19 protein-coding genes are annotated in these 17,180 nt (G+C 59.5%); all 19 read right to left on the reverse strand.

What is annotated here, in order from left to right:
* Positions 1-23 precede the first annotated feature (23 nt).
* Entirely contained in the window at positions 24-815 is a 792-nt protein-coding gene (locus tag D3M70_RS10170; RefSeq protein WP_120125629.1) for an amidohydrolase, read from the reverse strand.
* The gene (locus tag D3M70_RS10175) at positions 803-1,951 is read right to left on the reverse strand and encodes a pyridoxal phosphate-dependent aminotransferase (RefSeq protein ID WP_120125630.1); all 1,149 of its coding nucleotides are present in this window, start codon (positions 1,949-1,951) and stop codon (positions 803-805) included. Before D3M70_RS10175 ends, D3M70_RS10170 begins: the two co-directional genes overlap by 13 nt.
* 119 nt (positions 1,952-2,070) lie before the next feature.
* Positions 2,071-3,540, reverse strand: a complete 1,470-nt coding sequence (der, locus tag D3M70_RS10180) for a ribosome biogenesis GTPase Der (RefSeq protein ID WP_120125631.1) — start codon at positions 3,538-3,540, stop codon at positions 2,071-2,073.
* A gap of 152 nt (positions 3,541-3,692) precedes the next feature.
* Positions 3,693-4,844 carry an outer membrane protein assembly factor BamB gene (bamB, locus tag D3M70_RS10185; RefSeq protein ID WP_120125632.1) on the reverse strand — a complete coding sequence of 384 codons (1,152 nt, stop codon included), beginning with the start codon at positions 4,842-4,844 and terminating at the stop codon, positions 3,693-3,695.
* A complete protein-coding gene (locus D3M70_RS10190; RefSeq protein ID WP_120125633.1) occupies positions 4,837-5,478 on the reverse strand; it encodes a YfgM family protein in 642 nt (213 codons plus the stop codon). Before D3M70_RS10190 ends, bamB begins: the two co-directional genes overlap by 8 nt.
* Before the next feature lie 36 nt (positions 5,479-5,514).
* Positions 5,515-6,804 (reverse strand): histidine--tRNA ligase, encoded by a 1,290-nt coding sequence (hisS, locus tag D3M70_RS10195; RefSeq protein ID WP_120125634.1) that lies wholly within the window; start codon positions 6,802-6,804, stop codon positions 5,515-5,517.
* 21 nt (positions 6,805-6,825) lie between these two features.
* Positions 6,826-7,935, reverse strand: a complete 1,110-nt coding sequence (gene ispG, locus D3M70_RS10200; protein WP_120125635.1) for a flavodoxin-dependent (E)-4-hydroxy-3-methylbut-2-enyl-diphosphate synthase — start codon at positions 7,933-7,935, stop codon at positions 6,826-6,828.
* Between the two features lie 3 nt (positions 7,936-7,938).
* Positions 7,939-8,958 (reverse strand): RodZ family helix-turn-helix domain-containing protein, encoded by a 1,020-nt coding sequence (locus tag D3M70_RS10205; protein WP_120125636.1) that lies wholly within the window; start codon positions 8,956-8,958, stop codon positions 7,939-7,941.
* On the reverse strand, positions 8,958-9,716 hold the full coding sequence (gene pilW, locus D3M70_RS10210; RefSeq protein WP_120125637.1) for a type IV pilus biogenesis/stability protein PilW: 759 nt from the start codon (positions 9,714-9,716) through the stop codon (positions 8,958-8,960). The genes D3M70_RS10205 and pilW overlap by 1 nt, the downstream gene beginning before the upstream one ends.
* A 26-nt stretch (positions 9,717-9,742) precedes the next feature.
* Complete coding sequence (gene rlmN / locus D3M70_RS10215) at positions 9,743-10,891, reverse strand: 23S rRNA (adenine(2503)-C(2))-methyltransferase RlmN (RefSeq protein WP_120125638.1); 1,149 nt, start codon at positions 10,889-10,891, stop codon at positions 9,743-9,745.
* Positions 10,892-10,918: 27 nt separating this feature from the next.
* Positions 10,919-11,344, reverse strand: a complete 426-nt coding sequence (gene ndk, locus D3M70_RS10220; RefSeq protein WP_120125639.1) for a nucleoside-diphosphate kinase — start codon at positions 11,342-11,344, stop codon at positions 10,919-10,921.
* A 90-nt stretch (positions 11,345-11,434) separates the two neighbouring features.
* Positions 11,435-11,635, reverse strand: a complete 201-nt coding sequence (iscX, locus tag D3M70_RS10225) for a Fe-S cluster assembly protein IscX (RefSeq protein ID WP_074752837.1) — start codon at positions 11,633-11,635, stop codon at positions 11,435-11,437.
* Between the two features lie 13 nt (positions 11,636-11,648).
* The gene (gene fdx / locus D3M70_RS10230) at positions 11,649-11,990 is read right to left on the reverse strand and encodes an ISC system 2Fe-2S type ferredoxin (RefSeq protein ID WP_062383494.1); all 342 of its coding nucleotides are present in this window, start codon (positions 11,988-11,990) and stop codon (positions 11,649-11,651) included.
* A gap of 3 nt (positions 11,991-11,993) precedes the next feature.
* A complete protein-coding gene (gene hscA / locus D3M70_RS10235; RefSeq protein WP_120125640.1) occupies positions 11,994-13,856 on the reverse strand; it encodes a Fe-S protein assembly chaperone HscA in 1,863 nt (620 codons plus the stop codon).
* A 45-nt stretch (positions 13,857-13,901) separates the two neighbouring features.
* On the reverse strand, positions 13,902-14,420 hold the full coding sequence (hscB, locus tag D3M70_RS10240; protein WP_120125641.1) for a co-chaperone HscB: 519 nt from the start codon (positions 14,418-14,420) through the stop codon (positions 13,902-13,904).
* Between the two features lie 8 nt (positions 14,421-14,428).
* A complete protein-coding gene (iscA, locus tag D3M70_RS10245) occupies positions 14,429-14,752 on the reverse strand; it encodes an iron-sulfur cluster assembly protein IscA (RefSeq protein WP_074752840.1) in 324 nt (107 codons plus the stop codon).
* 38 nt (positions 14,753-14,790) lie between these two features.
* Complete coding sequence (iscU, locus tag D3M70_RS10250) at positions 14,791-15,177, reverse strand: Fe-S cluster assembly scaffold IscU (RefSeq protein WP_037012495.1); 387 nt, start codon at positions 15,175-15,177, stop codon at positions 14,791-14,793.
* A 93-nt stretch (positions 15,178-15,270) separates the two neighbouring features.
* Entirely contained in the window at positions 15,271-16,485 is a 1,215-nt protein-coding gene (locus tag D3M70_RS10255; protein ID WP_120125642.1) for an IscS subfamily cysteine desulfurase, read from the reverse strand.
* 44 nt (positions 16,486-16,529) lie between these two features.
* Positions 16,530-17,021, reverse strand: a complete 492-nt coding sequence (gene iscR / locus D3M70_RS10260; RefSeq protein WP_120125643.1) for a Fe-S cluster assembly transcriptional regulator IscR — start codon at positions 17,019-17,021, stop codon at positions 16,530-16,532.
* Positions 17,022-17,180 lie beyond the last annotated feature (159 nt).

Below are 17,180 nucleotides of genomic sequence, written 5' to 3' on the forward strand. Positions count from 1 at the left end.
CGCCCCCTGCAAACTCTATGAACTTAGTGTATCTCGAATGTATCAGCGTCGAGATATGCCGGGAATTTCTGCCGGTACGCCGACAGGCTTTCGGCAGACAGGCTGACATGAAATACACCATCGGCTTCGCCAATGTTCAGCAGGCTCTCGCCCTGGAAGTCCAGCACCTGACTGTCTCCGGTGTAGGCAAAACCCTTGCCGTCCGTGCCAATGCGGTTGACGGCTGCGACATAGCACAGATTTTCGATGGCCCGCGCCGGCAACAAGCGGTTCCAGTGCTGACGACGGGCCCCAGGCCAATTCGCCGTGTACAACAGCAGATCGGTGTCATGCGCGCCGCGACTCCACACTGGGAACCGCAGGTCATAACAAATCAGCGGGCGAATTCGCCAACCCTTGAGTTCAAACTGGACCTGACGTTCGCCCGGGCTGTAATGCTCGTGCTCGCCCGCCATGCGGAACAGGTGACGTTTGTCGTAATGCAACAAATCGCCGTCGGGACGGGCCCACAGCAGGCGATTTCGGTGACTGCCGTCCGCCGCTCGAATGATCACACTGCCGGTCACGACCGCGTTGATGCGTTTGGCCTGCGCCAGCAGCCACTTGGACGTGACGCCGTTTTCCGGCTCGGCGAGGGTTTCGGAATCCATCGAGAAACCGGTGGTGAACATCTCCGGCAGAATCACCAGATCGGCGCCTTGCGCTTGCTCCAGCAATTCCTCGAAGTGCGCATGGTTGGCCTTGCAGTCGTGCCAGACCAGCGTGGTCTGCACCAGCGCGATGTTCAGATTCGACAAGTTGCTCAGATCGCGCATAGTTTTTCCGCTGCCTGACGCAACGTCTCCTCTCGCTTTGGAAAGCACAGGCGAATGATGCGCTGGCCTTCAGGCGGGCTCTGGTAAAACACTGAAATCGGAATGCTCGCCACGCCATGTTCGCGGGTCATCCACAGGGACATGTCGACGTCGTTGAGGTCGGGGCGAATCTGCGAATAATCGACCAACTGGAAGTAGGTGCCCGACGCGCGCGTGAAGGTGAAACGCGATGACTCCAGGCGATCGCAGAAGAAATCACGCTTGGCCTGGTAGAACGCGGGCAACTCCTCGACATGCTCGGGACACGCGGCCATGAAATCGGCCAGCGCCCATTGCAGCGGCGTCACGCCACAGAAACCTACGAATTGGTGGATCTTGCGCATCTCGGCAGTCAGCGCGGGGGGCGCGACCAGATAGCCGGTTTTCCAGCCGGTGACGTGGTAGGTCTTGCCGAACGAGCTGACCACAAAGGCGCGCTCATACAACTCTTCGTGGGCCAGGACGCTGGCATGCTTGACGCCATCGAACACCAGGTGCTCGTACACTTCATCGCTGACCAGATAGATGTCGCGATCACGGATCAATGCTGCCAATTGATCCAGCTCGCTGCGAGTGATCAGCGCACCACTGGGGTTGTGCGGCGTGTTGATGATCACCATGCGGGTCCGCGGACTCAGCGCAGCGCTGAACTTCTCCCAGTCGATGGAGAAGTCGCCATCCTTGAGCTGCACATGCACACAGCGGCCGCCGGCCAGTTCAACCGAAGGCTCGTAGCTGTCGTAACTTGGATCGAAGACGATGACTTCGTCACCCGCCCGCACCACGGTCTGGATCGCGCAGAAGATGGCATGGGTGGCACCGGGGGTGATGGTGACCTCGGCGTTCATGTCGACCTGACGCCCGTAAGAACGGGCGATCTTGGCGGCAACCTGCTCACGCAGCGCCGGCAAGCCGGTCATTGGCGCGTATTGATTGTGGCCGTCCATGGTGTGGCGGCAGAGGGCCTCGCGCAGCGCGTCGGGGCCGTCGAAATCGGGAAAACCCTGAGAAAGATTGATTGCACCGGTTTCGGCTGCAAGCTGGGACATCACGGTGAAGATGGTGGTGCCAACGTTCGGCAATTTGCTGGTGATCATAGGGTTTTCCTGCTTCACACCCGGCTCCAGAACGGCACGGGGTCTCGCAGGATAGCCCAGATGTCCGGCACAAAAAAAGGCGCCATTGGCGCCTTTTTCGAAGAAAGACCGTTACAGAATCAGCGCTTGTCCTTGCGCTTCTTCTCGGCTTTCTTGTGGTGCGACATCAAGCGACGCTTCTTGTTGACCTGGCGATCTGTCAGCGTGTTCTTGTTGCCTTCGTACGGGTTATCTCCGCCTTTGAACTCGATGCGAATCGGCGTACCGACCAGCTTGAGCACGCGACGATAGGTGTTTTCGAGGTAACGCACGTACGACTTCGGTACGCGCTCGACCTGGTTGCCGTGGATCACGATGATCGGCGGGTTGGCGCCACCCAGGTGAGCGTAGCGCAGCTTGATCCGACGACTGTTGACCATCGGCGGCTGGTGTTCAGTGACCGCGTCTTCGAGGATCTGGGTCAGACGGCTGGTGGGCCAGCGGGTGACCGCGGACTTGAACGAGTTCTGAACCGACTGGTAGAGGTTGCCGACGCCCGTGCCGTGCAGCGCGGAAATGAAGTGAATGTCCGCGAAGTCGACGAAGAACAACCGACGCTCAAGCTCGGTCTTCACGTAGTCGCGCTCGCTCGGCACCATGCCGTCCCACTTGTTCAGCGCGATAACCAGCGCACGACCGGCTTCCAGAGCAAAGCCCAGCAGGTTGAGGTCGTGATCGACCACGCCTTCGCGGGCGTCCATGACGAAGATCACCACGTTGGCGTCTTTGATCGCTTGCAGGGTTTTGACTACCGAGAACTTTTCGACTTCCTCGTGGATCTTGCCGCGCTTGCGCACACCGGCGGTGTCGATCAGCGTGTACTTCTCGTCGTTGCGCTCGAACGGGATGTAGATACTGTCGCGCGTGGTGCCTGGCTGGTCGTAGACGATGACGCGGTCTTCGCCAAGCATGCGGTTGACCAGCGTCGACTTGCCGACGTTGGGTCGTCCGATGATGGCGATTTTGATGCCGTCCTTCTCGCTCGGGCCTGGAATGCGCTTGGCTTCCTCACCTTCGGCGACGTCTTCTTCCTCGCCCTCTTCCACTTCATCAGCGTCTTTGGGGAATTCGCGCAGAGCGATTTCCAGCATCTGCGTGATGCCGCGACCATGCGCACCGGCGACTGGAATCGCGTCGCCCATGCCCAGCGGAGCGAACTCGGCGCGTGCCATGTCAGGGTCGATGTTATCGACCTTGTTGGCGACCACGTACGAGGTCTTGTTGCGCTTGCGCAGGTGCTCGCCAATCATCTGGTCGGCGGCGGTGAAGCCGGCTTTGGCGTCTACCAGGAACAGCACGACATCGGCTTCTTCGATGGCCAGCAGCGACTGCTCTGCCATCTTTTCGTCCATGCCGTGTTCATCACCGGAGATACCGCCGGTGTCGATCAGGATGTAGGTACGCCCTTGCCACTTGGCCTCACCGTATTGGCGATCACGGGTCAGACCGGACAAGTCGCCGACGATGGCGTCGCGAGTCCTGGTCAGGCGGTTGAACAAGGTGGACTTGCCGACGTTCGGTCGACCCACCAGGGCGATTACGGGAACCATGCGGCTCTCCACTTCGTTATTTCAGAAAATACAAAAGCCGCTGCAAGGCAGCGGCCGGAGTTCGGAGCGGCACCCTAAGTGCCGCAAGCCCCGTCAGAGCGGGGCCGCCCGAGGAAAGCCGATTCACTGGCCTCCTCAAGCATAGACAGCCACTACTTGATCGTCAGGGCTTCCAGCTTGCCGCTGTTGCCGAAGACGTAAATGGTGTTGCCCGACACCAGTGGACGGGCACGCAGGCCGTCACTGTCGATCTTTTCACGGCCAACGAAATGACCGTCGACCTGACTCAGCAGATGCAGATAGCCTTCCATGTCACCGACGGCTACGTAGCTGGAGAACACTTCCGGCGAACCCAGTTGACGACGGGCCAGCGAATCGTTGCTCCACAGCGCGGTGGACGAACGCTCATCGACGCCTTCCACGGTGCCGTTTGCCAGCGAAACGTAAACGCTGCCGAAGCCCTGGGCAACGCCCGAGTAGCTCGACGCATCACGCTGCCACAGGACACGCCCGCTCTGCAGTTCAAGACCTGCTACGCGCCCCTGGTAAGTCGCGACGTACAGGGTGGTGCCCGATAACAGCAGGCCGCCGTCGATGTCGACGACACGATCCAGCTCGGAACGGCCTTGCGGAATCGCAACGCGTTGCTCCCAGACAGGCACGCCGTTGCTGATGTCCAGTGCCACGACCTTGCCAGTCGACAGGCCTGCAACGGCCAGTTGATTGGTGACGATTGGTGCGCCAGTACCGCGCAGGGTCAGAACCGCAGGACTGCTGTCGTAGATCCAGCGCTGATCACCCGTGGCGGCATCGTAACCGATGACCTTGTCATCCTGAGTCTGGGCAACCACGACATCGCCGTTGGTTGCCGGAGACGACAGCACTTCACTGGTGGCCTTGGCCTTCCACTTCTGTTCGCCAGTGGCCTCGTCAAGAACGATGACCTCGCCACGGAGGGTGCCCAGCATGACCATGCCGAAGCCTACGCCGACGGCACCGGAAACAGGCTGCTCAAGCTCCTTTTTCCAGACCACGTCACCGTTGCTGCGGTTGATCGCCATGACCAGACCGTTGGCATCGGCAGCGTAGATGTTCTCGCCGTCGATAGCCGGAACCAGCATGTTATAGATGTCGCCCTGACCATCACCGACCGAGCGGCTCCACAGCTTTTGCAGGACCACTTCTTCTTTGAAGTCGGTCAGCTCGGCCGGAGGCAATTCCTTTTTGCTGTTGCTGCTGCAACCCGCGGCCAGAATGGCCAGAGCCAGCAATGCTGCATGTTTCCAACGAATCACGTCACGCATCCCCTTTCGCCAGATCGTCGAGCTTCATTTGCAAGCCACCCACTGCCGCTTCCTCGGAAAGCGCAGCCTTGGCCTTTTTGTAAGCAGCGTAAGCATCGTCGGTACGACCCAGCTGAACCAGCAGGTCACCGCGCAGCTCTTCACGGCTGGCCGCGAAAGCCTTGTCGGCATCGCCGTCGAGCAGTTTCAGCGCGTCTTCTGCCTTGTTCTGGGCTGCCAGCACGCGAGCCAGACGTTGACGGGCAATTTCGCCCAGCGTCGGGTTGGCCGGCTTGTCGTTGACCGCTTTCAGCTCGCTTGCAGCGTCGTCCAGCTTACCGGTATCGACCGCGACCTTGGCCACGAACAGGCTGCCGTACTGGGCGTAAGGAGTGCCGCCAAAATCGCTTTTCAGTTTGCCGGCGATTTCAGCCACACGACCGGCATCGGCCTGGCCGCTTGGAGTCAGCGCCGTTTCCAGCAACTGCTGGTACAGGGCCGAGGCACCCTGGGCCTGGTTGTTCTGATAGCGGTGCCAGGCTTGCCAGCCCAACACAACGATCACTGCGAGCAGACCGCCGGTGACCAAGGGCTTGCCGTTACGCTGCCACCAGTCTTTTACCGCTGCCAGCTGTTCATCATCGGTACTCGACACCCCAATACTCCTATCTAATTCGGCTGTTTATCAGCTTCAACCCTGCACGACGCAGGTGGCCAGGTGCTCAGACAGAGCATCCCAGGCAATATTTTGTTGTTCGCCCTGACCGCGCAGAGGCTTGACGCCCACTTCCTTGCGAGCCAGTTCTTCGTCTCCCAGGATCAGCGCATACAGCGCGCCGCTCTTGTCGGCCTTCTTGAACTGGCTCTTGAAGCTGCCAGCACCCGCATTGACCTGCAGACGCAGATTCGGCGCCTGATCACGCAGACGCTCTGACAACGCCAGCGCAGCCAGCTCTGCAGCCTCGCCGAATGCACAGACGTAGACGTCGATCGTGCGCGAAATCTCTTCCGGCACCTGTTCCAGGGTTTCCAGCAGCAGAACCAGGCGCTCGATGCCCATGGCAAAACCCACACCCGTGGTCGGCTTGCCACCCATCTGCTCCACCAGACCGTCGTAACGGCCGCCCGCGCAGACAGTGCCTTGGGCCCCCAGCTGATCGGTGACCCATTCGAAAACGGTCTTGCTGTAGTAGTCCAGGCCGCGAACCAGTTTCGGATTGATCACGTAAGGAATGCCGGCCGCATCGAGACGCGCCTTGAGGCCCTCGAAGTGAACACGGGACTCTTCGTCCAGATAGTCCGCCAGCTTCGGCGCATCGACCAGCACGGCCTGGGTTTCAGGATGCTTGGTGTCCAGCACCCGCAGCGGGTTGGTTTTCAAACGACGCTGGCTGTCTTCGTCCAGTTGCTCCAGACGGGCCGACAGATACTCGACCAGGGCCTCACGATAGCGCCCACGGGCCTCGCTGGTGCCCAGGCTGTTGAGTTCGAGCTTGACGGCATTACGAATGCCCAGCAGGCCCCACAGGCGCCAGGTCAATACGATCAGTTCGGCGTCGATATCCGGGCCGTCAAGGTTGAAAACCTCACAGCCGATCTGGTGGAACTGGCGATAACGACCTTTCTGCGGACGCTCGTGGCGGAACATCGGACCGATGTACCACAGTTTCTGTACCTGACCGCCACCGGTGATGCCGTGTTCCAGCACCGCGCGCACGCAGGCGGCCGTGCCTTCAGGGCGCAGGGTCAGCGAGTCGCCGTTGCGGTCGGCGAAGGTGTACATTTCTTTCTCGACGATGTCGGTGACTTCGCCGATGGAGCGCTTGAACAGCTCGGTGAACTCAACGATCGGCATGCGAATCTGGCGATAACCGTAATTATCCAGCAAACGCGATACGGTGCCTTCGAAATAGCGCCACAGCGGCGTCTGGTCCGGCAGGATGTCGTTCATGCCACGAATGGCTTGCAGAGACTTACTCACAAAAATTCCTTGGAAACTGGGTTAGCCGCGAACGATCAGCGCTGCGTCGGCCTGGGCCTTCTCGGCCGCTTTCTCGCGAATCAAGCGTTCCAGCTCGTCCACCAGATTGTCATTGGTCAGCTTCTGCGACGGTTTGCCGTCGATGTAGATCAGGTTCGGCGTGCCACCGGTGAGGCCGATATGTGCCTCTTTGGCTTCGCCGGGACCGTTCACCACACAACCGATCACCGCGACATCGAGCGGAACCAGCAAGTCCTCAAGGCGCCCTTCCAGCTCGTTCATGGTCTTGACCACATCGAAGTTCTGCCGCGAGCAGCTCGGGCAGGCGATGAAGTTGATACCACGGGAACGCAGGTGCAGCGACTTGAGGATGTCGTAACCGACTTTCACTTCTTCGACCGGATCGGCGGCCAGCGAGATACGGATGGTATCGCCGATTCCTTCGGCCAGCAGCATACCTAGGCCGACGGCCGATTTCACTGTGCCTGAACGCAAACCACCTGCTTCGGTGATGCCAAGGTGCAATGGCTGGATGATTTGCTTGGCCAGCAGACGATACGCTTCGACGGCCATGAACACGTCGGACGCCTTGACGCTGACTTTGAAGTCCTGGAAATCCAGGCGGTCGAGGTGCTCGACATGACGTAAGGCCGACTCAACCAATGCGGCTGGCGTCGGCTCTCCGTATTTCTTCTGCAGGTCTTTTTCCAGGGAACCGGCGTTGACGCCGATGCGGATTGGAATACCGCGATCACGTGCCGCATCGACCACCGCGCGCACGCGGTCTTCGCGACCGATGTTGCCCGGATTGATGCGCAGGCAATCGACGCCAAGCTCAGCCACACGAAGGGCGATCTTGTAATCGAAATGGATGTCAGCGACCAGGGGAACCTTGACCAGTTGCTTGATGCGCCCGAACGCCTCGGCGGCGTCCATGTCCGGAACGGAAACGCGAACGATGTCCACGCCAGCCGCTTCCAGGCGGTTGATCTGGGCGACGGTGGCGGCGACATCGTTGGTGTCGCTGTTGGTCATGCTCTGTACCGCGATCGGCGCATCACCGCCGACCGGCACGGAGCCGACCCAGATTTTACGAGATTCGCGACGTTTGATCGGAGATTCGCCGTGCATGACTTATTGCCCCAGCTTCATGCGAGCCGTCTGGCCCGATGTATAAGGTGTAACGTCCACCGCCTGACCGTTGTAGCTGACCTGTGCCGCACGCGCTACGCCCAGACGCACTGCCAGAGGCGGTTTGCCACTGACATTCACGCTGTCGCCTGAACGCTTGAGGCCGCTGGTCAGCACCTTGCCATTACCGTCAGTGATCTGGAACCAGCAATCGGCGGTGAACTGGATCTGTACCTGACCGAAGCCTGCCGGAGCAGGCGCTGCTTCAGCCGGCGCAGGTGCCGGAGCTGGCGCTGGCGCAGGAGTTGCTGCAGTGGCCGGAGTCATCGGTGTGGAGTGAGCTGGCGCTGCCGGTGTTGCTGGCGTGCCATGAGCAGGCGCGGGCACTGGCGTACCCGCGACAGGTGCCGTTGCAGTCGACGTAGCGGGCGTCACAGGTGCTGGCGCGTCGGGCTCCGTGTTATTGAGCGGCAGAGGCGCGGTGTTGTTCTGCGCTTCGGCGACAGCCTGATCTTCGGGCTCGTCGAGCGGATGAATCTGCGTGGTGCCGTCGGCGCTTTCCACTTCAACGTGTTCCATGCCCAGACTGGCCGGCTCTTTGCCACGCAGAGTTGCCTGATCCTGCCACCAGACGAATCCACCGCCAATCAGCGCGACCAGCAGCAACAGGCTGACGATGCGCAGGATATTGTGGGACAGACGCACGGGCTCTTCGATACGGCCCAACGCATGCACGTTACTGCCCTTGCCGTCGGTGCCGGTGTACTGGTCGAACTGGCTGACCAGTTCTGCCTGGTCCAGGCCCATCAGTTTCGCGTAGGCACGAATGTAGCCCCGGGCAAAGGTATGGCCGGGAAGCTTGTCAAAGTCGCCCGACTCCACATAGCCGAGGGAGGTCGCGGTGAGGTTCAGCCTCAAAGCCACATCTGGCAGCGACCAGTTTTTGCTCTCGCGTGCCTGGCGCAACGTTTCACCAGGGTTGGTACGAGTGGCTGCTACAACTTCGGGATGCGCCGCTTTCATCATTGCTCCGACAGGTATTGCTGATATTCCGGCGTACCGGGATAGAGTCTTTTTAGTTGCAGGCCATAGCTGGCTGCCTTGTTGCGATCGTCATAAATCTTCGCCAACCGCGTACCCAGCAACAGACTACGTGCATTCTGGTCGCTAAGCTGGCTGAAACGGTCGTAATAGTCTCGCGCCGGCACATAATGCCTGTCTTCGTAAGACAACTCAGCCATTTCCAGCAAAGCACGCGGTTGTTGGCGATCAAGCCTCAAGGCCTTGGTGAATTCTTCGCGCGCAGCATCGCGGTTGCCCAGCTTCAATGAGGTCATGCCCAGGTTCTCGAAAACCCTGGCCCGCTCAGCATAAAGGTCATCATCGGCGGCCTGCTGAAATCGCTCGTAAGCCTCCTTGTAGCGCTTCTGCTCGTAAAGAAAACCACCGTAATTATTGAGGATGCGTGCATCCTTGGGACGGGAGGACAACGCTTTGGTGTAGTACTGACTGGCCAGATCCGGCTCCAGCTCAGCCTGAAATACCAACCCCAATGCAGCGTTGGCATCGGCGTCGGAGCTGTCCAGCTCAAGCGCTTTCTTCAAAGGCGCCTTGGCGCGCTCCATCTGGCCCTGCTGCAGATAACCGAGGCCCAACTGCACATAGGCGTGGCGAGCCTCTTCACGTCCCTTGCCGGTACTCAGCGGATCGACGTTGCCAGTGGAAACACAACCAACCAGCAATGTGGCAAAACACAGCAGCAGCGCAGCGCGCAGGGACATAGAGATCCTCTCAGTCAAATTCGCAATCAGCTGCGAGCCGCAGTGACCTGAGCGCCTTCGGCCTCGGCACTGAGCTCGCGCACAGCGATGTAGCGTTCGCTGCGGCGAGTGCGGTCCATTACCTGCCCGACCAACTGGCCGCAGGCAGCATCGATGTCCTCACCACGCGTCGTACGCACGGTGACGTTGTACCCCGCTTGATGCAGCAGATCCTGGAAGCGACGGATCGCGTTGTTGCTCGGACGCTCGTAACCCGAATGCGGAAACGGGTTGAACGGGATCAGGTTGATCTTGCAAGGCGTATACTTGAGCAACTCGATCATCTCGACGGCGTGCTCTGGACGGTCGTTGATGTCCTTGAGCAGCGTGTACTCGATGGTCAGAACACGCTTCTCGCCCAGCGCCGACATGTAATTGCGGCAGGACTCGAGCAGCATCTTCAAGGGGTACTTCTTGTTGATCGGTACCAGCTGGTTGCGCAGCGCGTCGTTTGGCGCGTGCAGCGAAAGGGCCAGCGAGACGTCGATGTGCTTGGCCAGCTCATCGATCATCGGGACCACGCCGGAGGTGGACAGGGTCACCCGGCGCTTGGAAATGCCATACCCGAAGTCATCCATCATCAGATGCATCGCAGAAATGACATTGTCGAAGTTCAGCAATGGCTCGCCCATCCCCATCATCACCACGTTGGTGATGGCACGGTCGATGGTGGCCGGGACACTGCCGAAGGATTTGTTGGCAATCCACACCTGACCGATGACTTCGGCGGCGGTGAGGTTGCTGTTGAAGCCTTGCTTGCCAGTTGAGCAGAAACTGCAATCCAGCGCGCAGCCCGCCTGGGACGAAACGCACAATGTGCCGCGCTTGCCCTGCGGAATGTAGACGGTCTCGACGCAGCTGCCGGACGCCACTCGAACGACCCATTTGCGGGTACCGTCGGTGGAGATGTCCTCGCTGACGACTTCAGGACCACGAATTTCGGCACGGCGCTCGAGCTTTTCGCGCAGCGCCTTGCCGACGTTCGTCATGGCCTCGAAATTATCGACGCCAAAATGGTGAATCCACTTCATGACCTGACCGGCGCGGAAGCGTTTCTCCCCGATGGACTCGAAGAATTTTTCCATTTCCGGCTGGGTCAGACCCAACAGGTTGATTTTGCCAGTTGTATCAGTCATGGATTCACCCTCACTCGCAGCAGCAGCTTAGCGAGTGGTCACCTCGGTAGCAGCGAAGAAGTAAGCGATTTCGCGAGCAGCGGCAGCTTCGGAGTCAGAGCCGTGAACAGCGTTGGCGTCGATGGACTCGGCGAAGTCAGCACGGATGGTGCCGGCAGCAGCTTCTTTAGGGTTGGTAGCGCCCATCAGTTCGCGGTTTTTCAGGATGGCGTTTTCACCTTCCAGAACCTGAACGACAACCGGACCGGAAGTCATGAAAGCAACCAGATCGCCGAAGAAACCACGGGCGCTGTGCTCAGCGTAGAAACCTTCTGCTTCGGCCTTGGACAGTTGCTTCAGTTTCGAAGCCACAACACGCAGACCGGCTTTTTCGAAGCGGGTGGTGATTTCGCCGATTACGTTTTTAGCAACGGCGTCAGGCTTGATGATCGAGAAAGTACGTTGAACAGCCATGGTGTAACTCCAGAAACAGTGATTGTTGCGAAAAATTAAACCCGCGAATTATACGCGGGTTCTGGTGTATTGCCTAACGTGCAAAGATGATCAGTCTATTTCAGCGGCCCAAAGGGTCTGAACCGCTTCCAGCACCTTCTCCCCGACCCTGCCGGAGGTGTCGTCGAAATCGGGCAGTTGCTGGATCATCTGTTGCAGTTTGACGAAGCCGACCGAATACGGATCAGTATCCGGATGGGCCTCGTACAATTCCTCAGCGATGCGCTGTACATCATTCCAACCGTAGCTCATGACAATCCCTCGGTCAGTGCGGCGCTTCGGCTGCATGGTTGAGCGAATATTTCGGGATCTCGACAGTCAGGTCTTCGGTCCCGACCTTCGCCTGGCACGACAGACGCGATTGCGCCTCCAGGCCCCAGGCTCGATCAAGATAGTCCTCTTCCAGCTCGTCGGCCTCTTCCAGCGAGTTGAAACCCTCGCGAATGATGCAGTGACAGGTGGTGCAGGCGCAGACACCGCCGCAGGCGCTCTCGATTTCGATGTGATTGTCATGTGCCACTTCGAGAATGGACTTGCCGGTTTCGGCCTCGACAACCATACCGTCCGGGCAATGCTCGGCGTGTGGCAGAAAAATGACCTGCGGCATCAGTTATTCCTCAATCTCATTCAGGTTGCGCCCTGACAACGCGGCTTTTACCGTCGAGTCCAGGCGGCGGGCCGCGAACGCATCGGTCACCTGCGACAGACGCTTGGTCTGCTGCTCGATGGCCGCACCGTCGGTGCCCTTCATCAATTCACGGAGTTCGTCGACCTGCATCTCGATGACCATGCGCTCTTCGGCGTCGAGCAAACGCTCGCCGTCGGCCTGCAGCGCACCTTCGACGGCTTCGATCAGACGCTGGGCGTCGACTTGCTGCTCACGCAACACGCGAGCGACCTTGTCGTCGCCGGCATACTGGAACGAATCCTTGAGCATGCGCGCGATTTCGCCGTCGGTCAGGCCGTAGGACGGCTTGACCTGGATGCTTGATTCCACGCCGGACGCCAATTCACGAGCGGAAACGCTCAGCAGACCGTCGGCATCGACCTGGAAGGTGACACGAATCTTGGCGGCGCCGGCGACCATCGCGGGAATCCCGCGCAGATCGAAACGTGCCAGGGAGCGGCAGTCGCTGATCAGCTCACGCTCGCCTTGCAGCACGTGAATCATCATGGCCGACTGGCCGTCTTTATAAGTGGTGAACTCTTGAGCGCGGGCCACCGGAATCGTGGTGTTGCGTGGGATCACCTTCTCCATCAGCCCACCCATGGTCTCAAGACCGAGCGACAGCGGGATCACGTCCAGCAACAACAGCTCGCCGCCGTCACGCTTGTTGCCCGCCAGGGTATCGGCCTGAATTGCTGCGCCAATGGCGACAACCTGATCCGGATCGATCTCGGTCAGAGGCTGACGACCGAACAGATCTGCAACGGCTTCACGCACGCGCGGCACGCGGGTCGAACCGCCAACCATGACCACGGCTTCGACCTCATCCAGCTCGATGCCGCAATCACGCACGGCGCGGCGGCAAGCCTTGAGGCTGCGCGCGATCATGGGTTCGATCAGGGCATTGAACTCAGCGCGAGTCAGCACGCCCGTCCAGGCGCCATGCACCACCTCGACCGAATCGGTGTCGGTGAGCGCTTCTTTGGCGGCACAGGCGGTCTGCATCAGACTGCGCTGTGCAGAAGGATCGAGGTCTTCCGACAAACCGGCCTCAGTGATGATCCAGCTGGCAATGGCATGGTCGAAATCGTCGCCACCCAGTGCGCTGTCGCCGCCGGTGGCCATGACTTCGAAGACACCGCCAGTCAGACGGAGAATCGAGATATCGAACGTACCGCCTCCCAGATCGTAGATGGCGACTACGCCCTCAGCGTTCTGATCAAGACCATAAGCCACGGCGGCTGCCGTTGGCTCGTTGAGCAAACGCAGCACGGTCAGACCCGCCAGCTTGGCGGCATCCTTGGTGGCCTGGCGCTGAGCGTCGTCGAAATACGCCGGAACGGTGATCACTGCACCGACCAGATCGCCACCCAGGGTCGCTTCAGCACGCTGGCGCAACACCTTGAGGATGTCCGCCGACACTTCAACCGGGCTTTTCGGACCTTGAACGGTCTCGATGAAAGGCATATGTGACTCACCGCCGATGAAGCGGTAAGGCAGTTGCTCACCCAGATGCTTCACATCGGAGATGCCGCGCCCCATCAAACGCTTGACCGAAATGATGGTGTTCAGCGGGTCGGTGGCGGCTGCATCCTTGGCGGACTGGCCTACTTCCACGCGGTCTGCGTGATAACGCACCGCGGACGGCAGAATGACCTGCCCGTCCTGATCAGGAAGGGGCTCACTGATGCCACTGCGCAACGCAGCGACCAGCGAGTTGGTGGTGCCGAGGTCAATCCCGACGGCCAGACGGCGCTGATGAGGTTTTGGACTTTGGCCGGGTTCGGCGATCTGCAGTAGAGCCATTGCTTTTCTGATATCACTGGCGCGCCGCCCAAGGGCGGCGCGGGGTTAATCGTCGAGGCGCTCTTCCAGCTGGCGCACTTCGTAAGAGAGCTTGTCGAGGAACTGCATGCGGCGCATCAACCTTTCGGCCTGCTCACGCTGTGCAGCATCGTCCCAACAGGCCGCGAAGCTTTCGTTCAGTTCTTCCTGCGCAACCTTGAGCCGACGCTTGAATGCGGCGACGCCATCCAGATCTGCTTCGTCCTGCAGGTCCTCGAGTTCTTCGCGCCATTGCATCTGCTGCATCAGAAAATCGGGGTCATGCACGGTGACTTCAAGCGGAACTTCGCCCTTGAGCGCCAACAGATAACGCGCCCGCTTGGGCGCGTTTTTCAGCGTCTGGTAGGCGTCGTTCAGGCTCGCCGAGCGCTCCAGCGCAACACGCTGCTCACGCTCGGAAGCATCAGCGAAGCGGTCGGGGTGCACGCTACGGGCGAGCTCGCGATACCGCGTCGCCAGCAAGTCGAGATCCAGACGGAAACCCGGCTGCAGATCGAATAAAGCGAAATGACAAGGAGTACCCACGATAAGCCTCAGACGTTGAAGCTTTCGCCGCAGCCACATTCACCGCGCGAGTTGGGGTTGTTGAACTTGAAGCCTTCGTTCAACCCTTCCTTGACGAAATCGAGCTCGGTGCCGTCCAGGTAAACCAGGCTCTTGGGATCGATGATCACCTTGACGCCATGGTATTCGAAAACCGAGTCTTCGCTTTCCGGCTCGTCGACGAACTCGAGAACGTACGCCAGGCCGGAACAACCTGTGGTGCGAACACCCAGACGAATGCCATCACCCTTGCCGCGCCCCTCGAGGGAACGACGCACGTGGTTAGCGGCAGCTTCGGTCATGCTGATAGCCATCAGGACTCCTTACTTCTTGCAAGCGGGATGAAGACTGCTCAGAGCAGGCCTTTCTTCAGCTTGTAATCGCGAACGGCAGCCTTGATGGCGTCCTCAGCGAGTACCGAGCAGTGAATCTTCACGGGCGGCAATGCCAGTTCTTCTGCCAGCTGAGTGTTCTTGATGGTCTCTGCTTCATCCAGAGTCTTGCCCTTCATCCACTCGGTGGCCAGGGAGCTGGAGGCGATAGCCGAACCGCAGCCGTAGGTCTTGAACTTGGCGTCTTCGATGATGCCTTGCTCGTTGACCTTGATCTGCAGGCGCATGACGTCGCCGCACGCTGGAGCGCCGACCATGCCGGTGCCGACATCAGGATCTTCCGCGTTCATCTTGCCGACGTTGCGCGGGTTCTCGTAGTGGTCGATGACCTTTTCGCTGTAAGCCATGGTGCGTATTCCTCATCAGGTTCGTCGCTCTGGCGACACTCTAAAAACTACCAAAGCAGGTTTTTAAAGCGCCGCGTTGGTGGCGACTTTAAATTAGTGCGCCGCCCACTCGATCTTGGAGATGTCGACGCCGTCTTTGAACATGTCCCACAGCGGCGACAAAGCGCGCAGCTTGGTGACAGCCTCGCAAACTTTCTGCGCGGCCCAATCGATCTCTTCTTCAGTAGTGAAGCGACCGAAGGTGAAACGGATAGAACTGTGCGCCAGCTCGTCGTTGCGACCCAGGGCGCGCAGCACGTATGAAGGCTCAAGCGAAGCCGAGGTGCACGCGGAACCGGAGGAGACCGCCAGGTCCTTGAGCGCCATGATCAGCGACTCGCCTTCGACATAGTTGAAGCTCAGGTTCAGGTTGTGCGGTACGCGAGCAGTCAGACTGCCATTGACGTACAGCTCCTCCAGATGTTCGACCTGCTGATAGAAGCGGTCGCTCAGCGCTTTGATACGCACGTTTTCAGCGGCCATGTCTTCTTTGGCGATACGGAACGCTTCGCCCATGCCGACGATCTGGTGAGTGGCCAGGGTGCCGGAACGCATGCCACGCTCATGACCGCCACCGTGCATGGTGGCTTCGATGCGAACGCGAGGCTTGCGGCTGACGTACAGCGCGCCGATACCTTTCGGACCGTAAGTCTTGTGCGCGGAGAAGGACATCATGTCGACCTTCAGCTTCGACAAGTCGATCTCGACCTTGCCGGTAGACTGAGCAGCGTCGACATGGAACAGCACACCGCGCGAACGGGTCAGCTCGCCAATTGCAGCGATGTCGTTGACCGTGCCGATTTCGTTGTTGACGTGCATGATCGAGACCAGAATGGTGTCATCACGCAGAACCGCTTCGATCATGGCCGGAGTGATCAGACCGTCTTCGGTCGGCTCCAGATAGGTGACCTCGAAACCTTCACGCTCCAGTTGGCGCATGGTGTCGAGGACAGCTTTGTGCTCGATCTTGCTGGTGATCAGGTGCTTGCCTTTGCTGGCATAGAAATGCGCCGCGCCTTTGATCGCCAGGTTGTCGGACTCGGTGGCACCGGAGGTCCAGACGATTTCACGAGGATCGGCGTTGACCAGGTCAGCGACCTGACGGCGAGCGTTCTCGACTGACTCTTCAGCTTTCCAGCCAAAAACGTGGGAGCGCGAAGCCGGGTTACCGAAATTGCCATCAACCAGCAGGCAATCGCTCATTTTCTGCGCAACACGCGGATCGACCGGGGTCGTCGCGGAATAATCGAGGTAAATCGGCAATCTCATTGAATATCTCCTATCGGGCAGGCGCGCCGCGCGTTCATCTGCGTTCACTCAACGGCGGATGTTTCAATCTTGTCCAGTTGCTGCGTCTTGTTGCTGCAACGACGCAGATCCTGACGTTGGGCGACTTCCTGCACTTCACGGCGAGTGACGAGGTCGGCCAGGCTGATACCGCTTAGAAATTCGTGAATCTGCTGGCTGAGATCGCACCACAAGTGGTGGGTCAGACAAGTATCGCCAGCATGGCAATCACCGAGCCCCTGGCAGCGCGTCGCGTCGACGGATTCGTTGACCGCATCGATGACCTGCGCCACCTGAATACCCTGCATGTTACGGGACAGCTGATAGCCGCCGCCCGGCCCACGCACGCTGGACACCAGATTGCTGCGACGCAGCTTGGCGAACAGTTGCTCGAGATAGGAAAGGGAAATCCCCTGCCGCTCGGAGATATCGGCCAGAGACACTGGCCCATGCTGCGCGTGCAATGCCAGATCCAGCATGGCAGTTACGGCGTATCGGCCCTTTGTAGTCAGTCGCATGACGTGTACCGCGGAGGTTCGGAATGAAGGCGAGTATGCTATTCCCGAGTATTTAAGTCAACTATAAGACCTAGTGAAACAGTCGGGATTACCCGCAAAGAGCGGGCCGCATAATAGCAAAGTCACAAGTCGAATGGCATGCCCGGACGACCCCTTTAG

Origin of the sequence: Pseudomonas sp. LS-2 (assembly GCF_003605735.1) — a bacterium.
Classification (GTDB): domain Bacteria; phylum Pseudomonadota; class Gammaproteobacteria; order Pseudomonadales; family Pseudomonadaceae; genus Aquipseudomonas.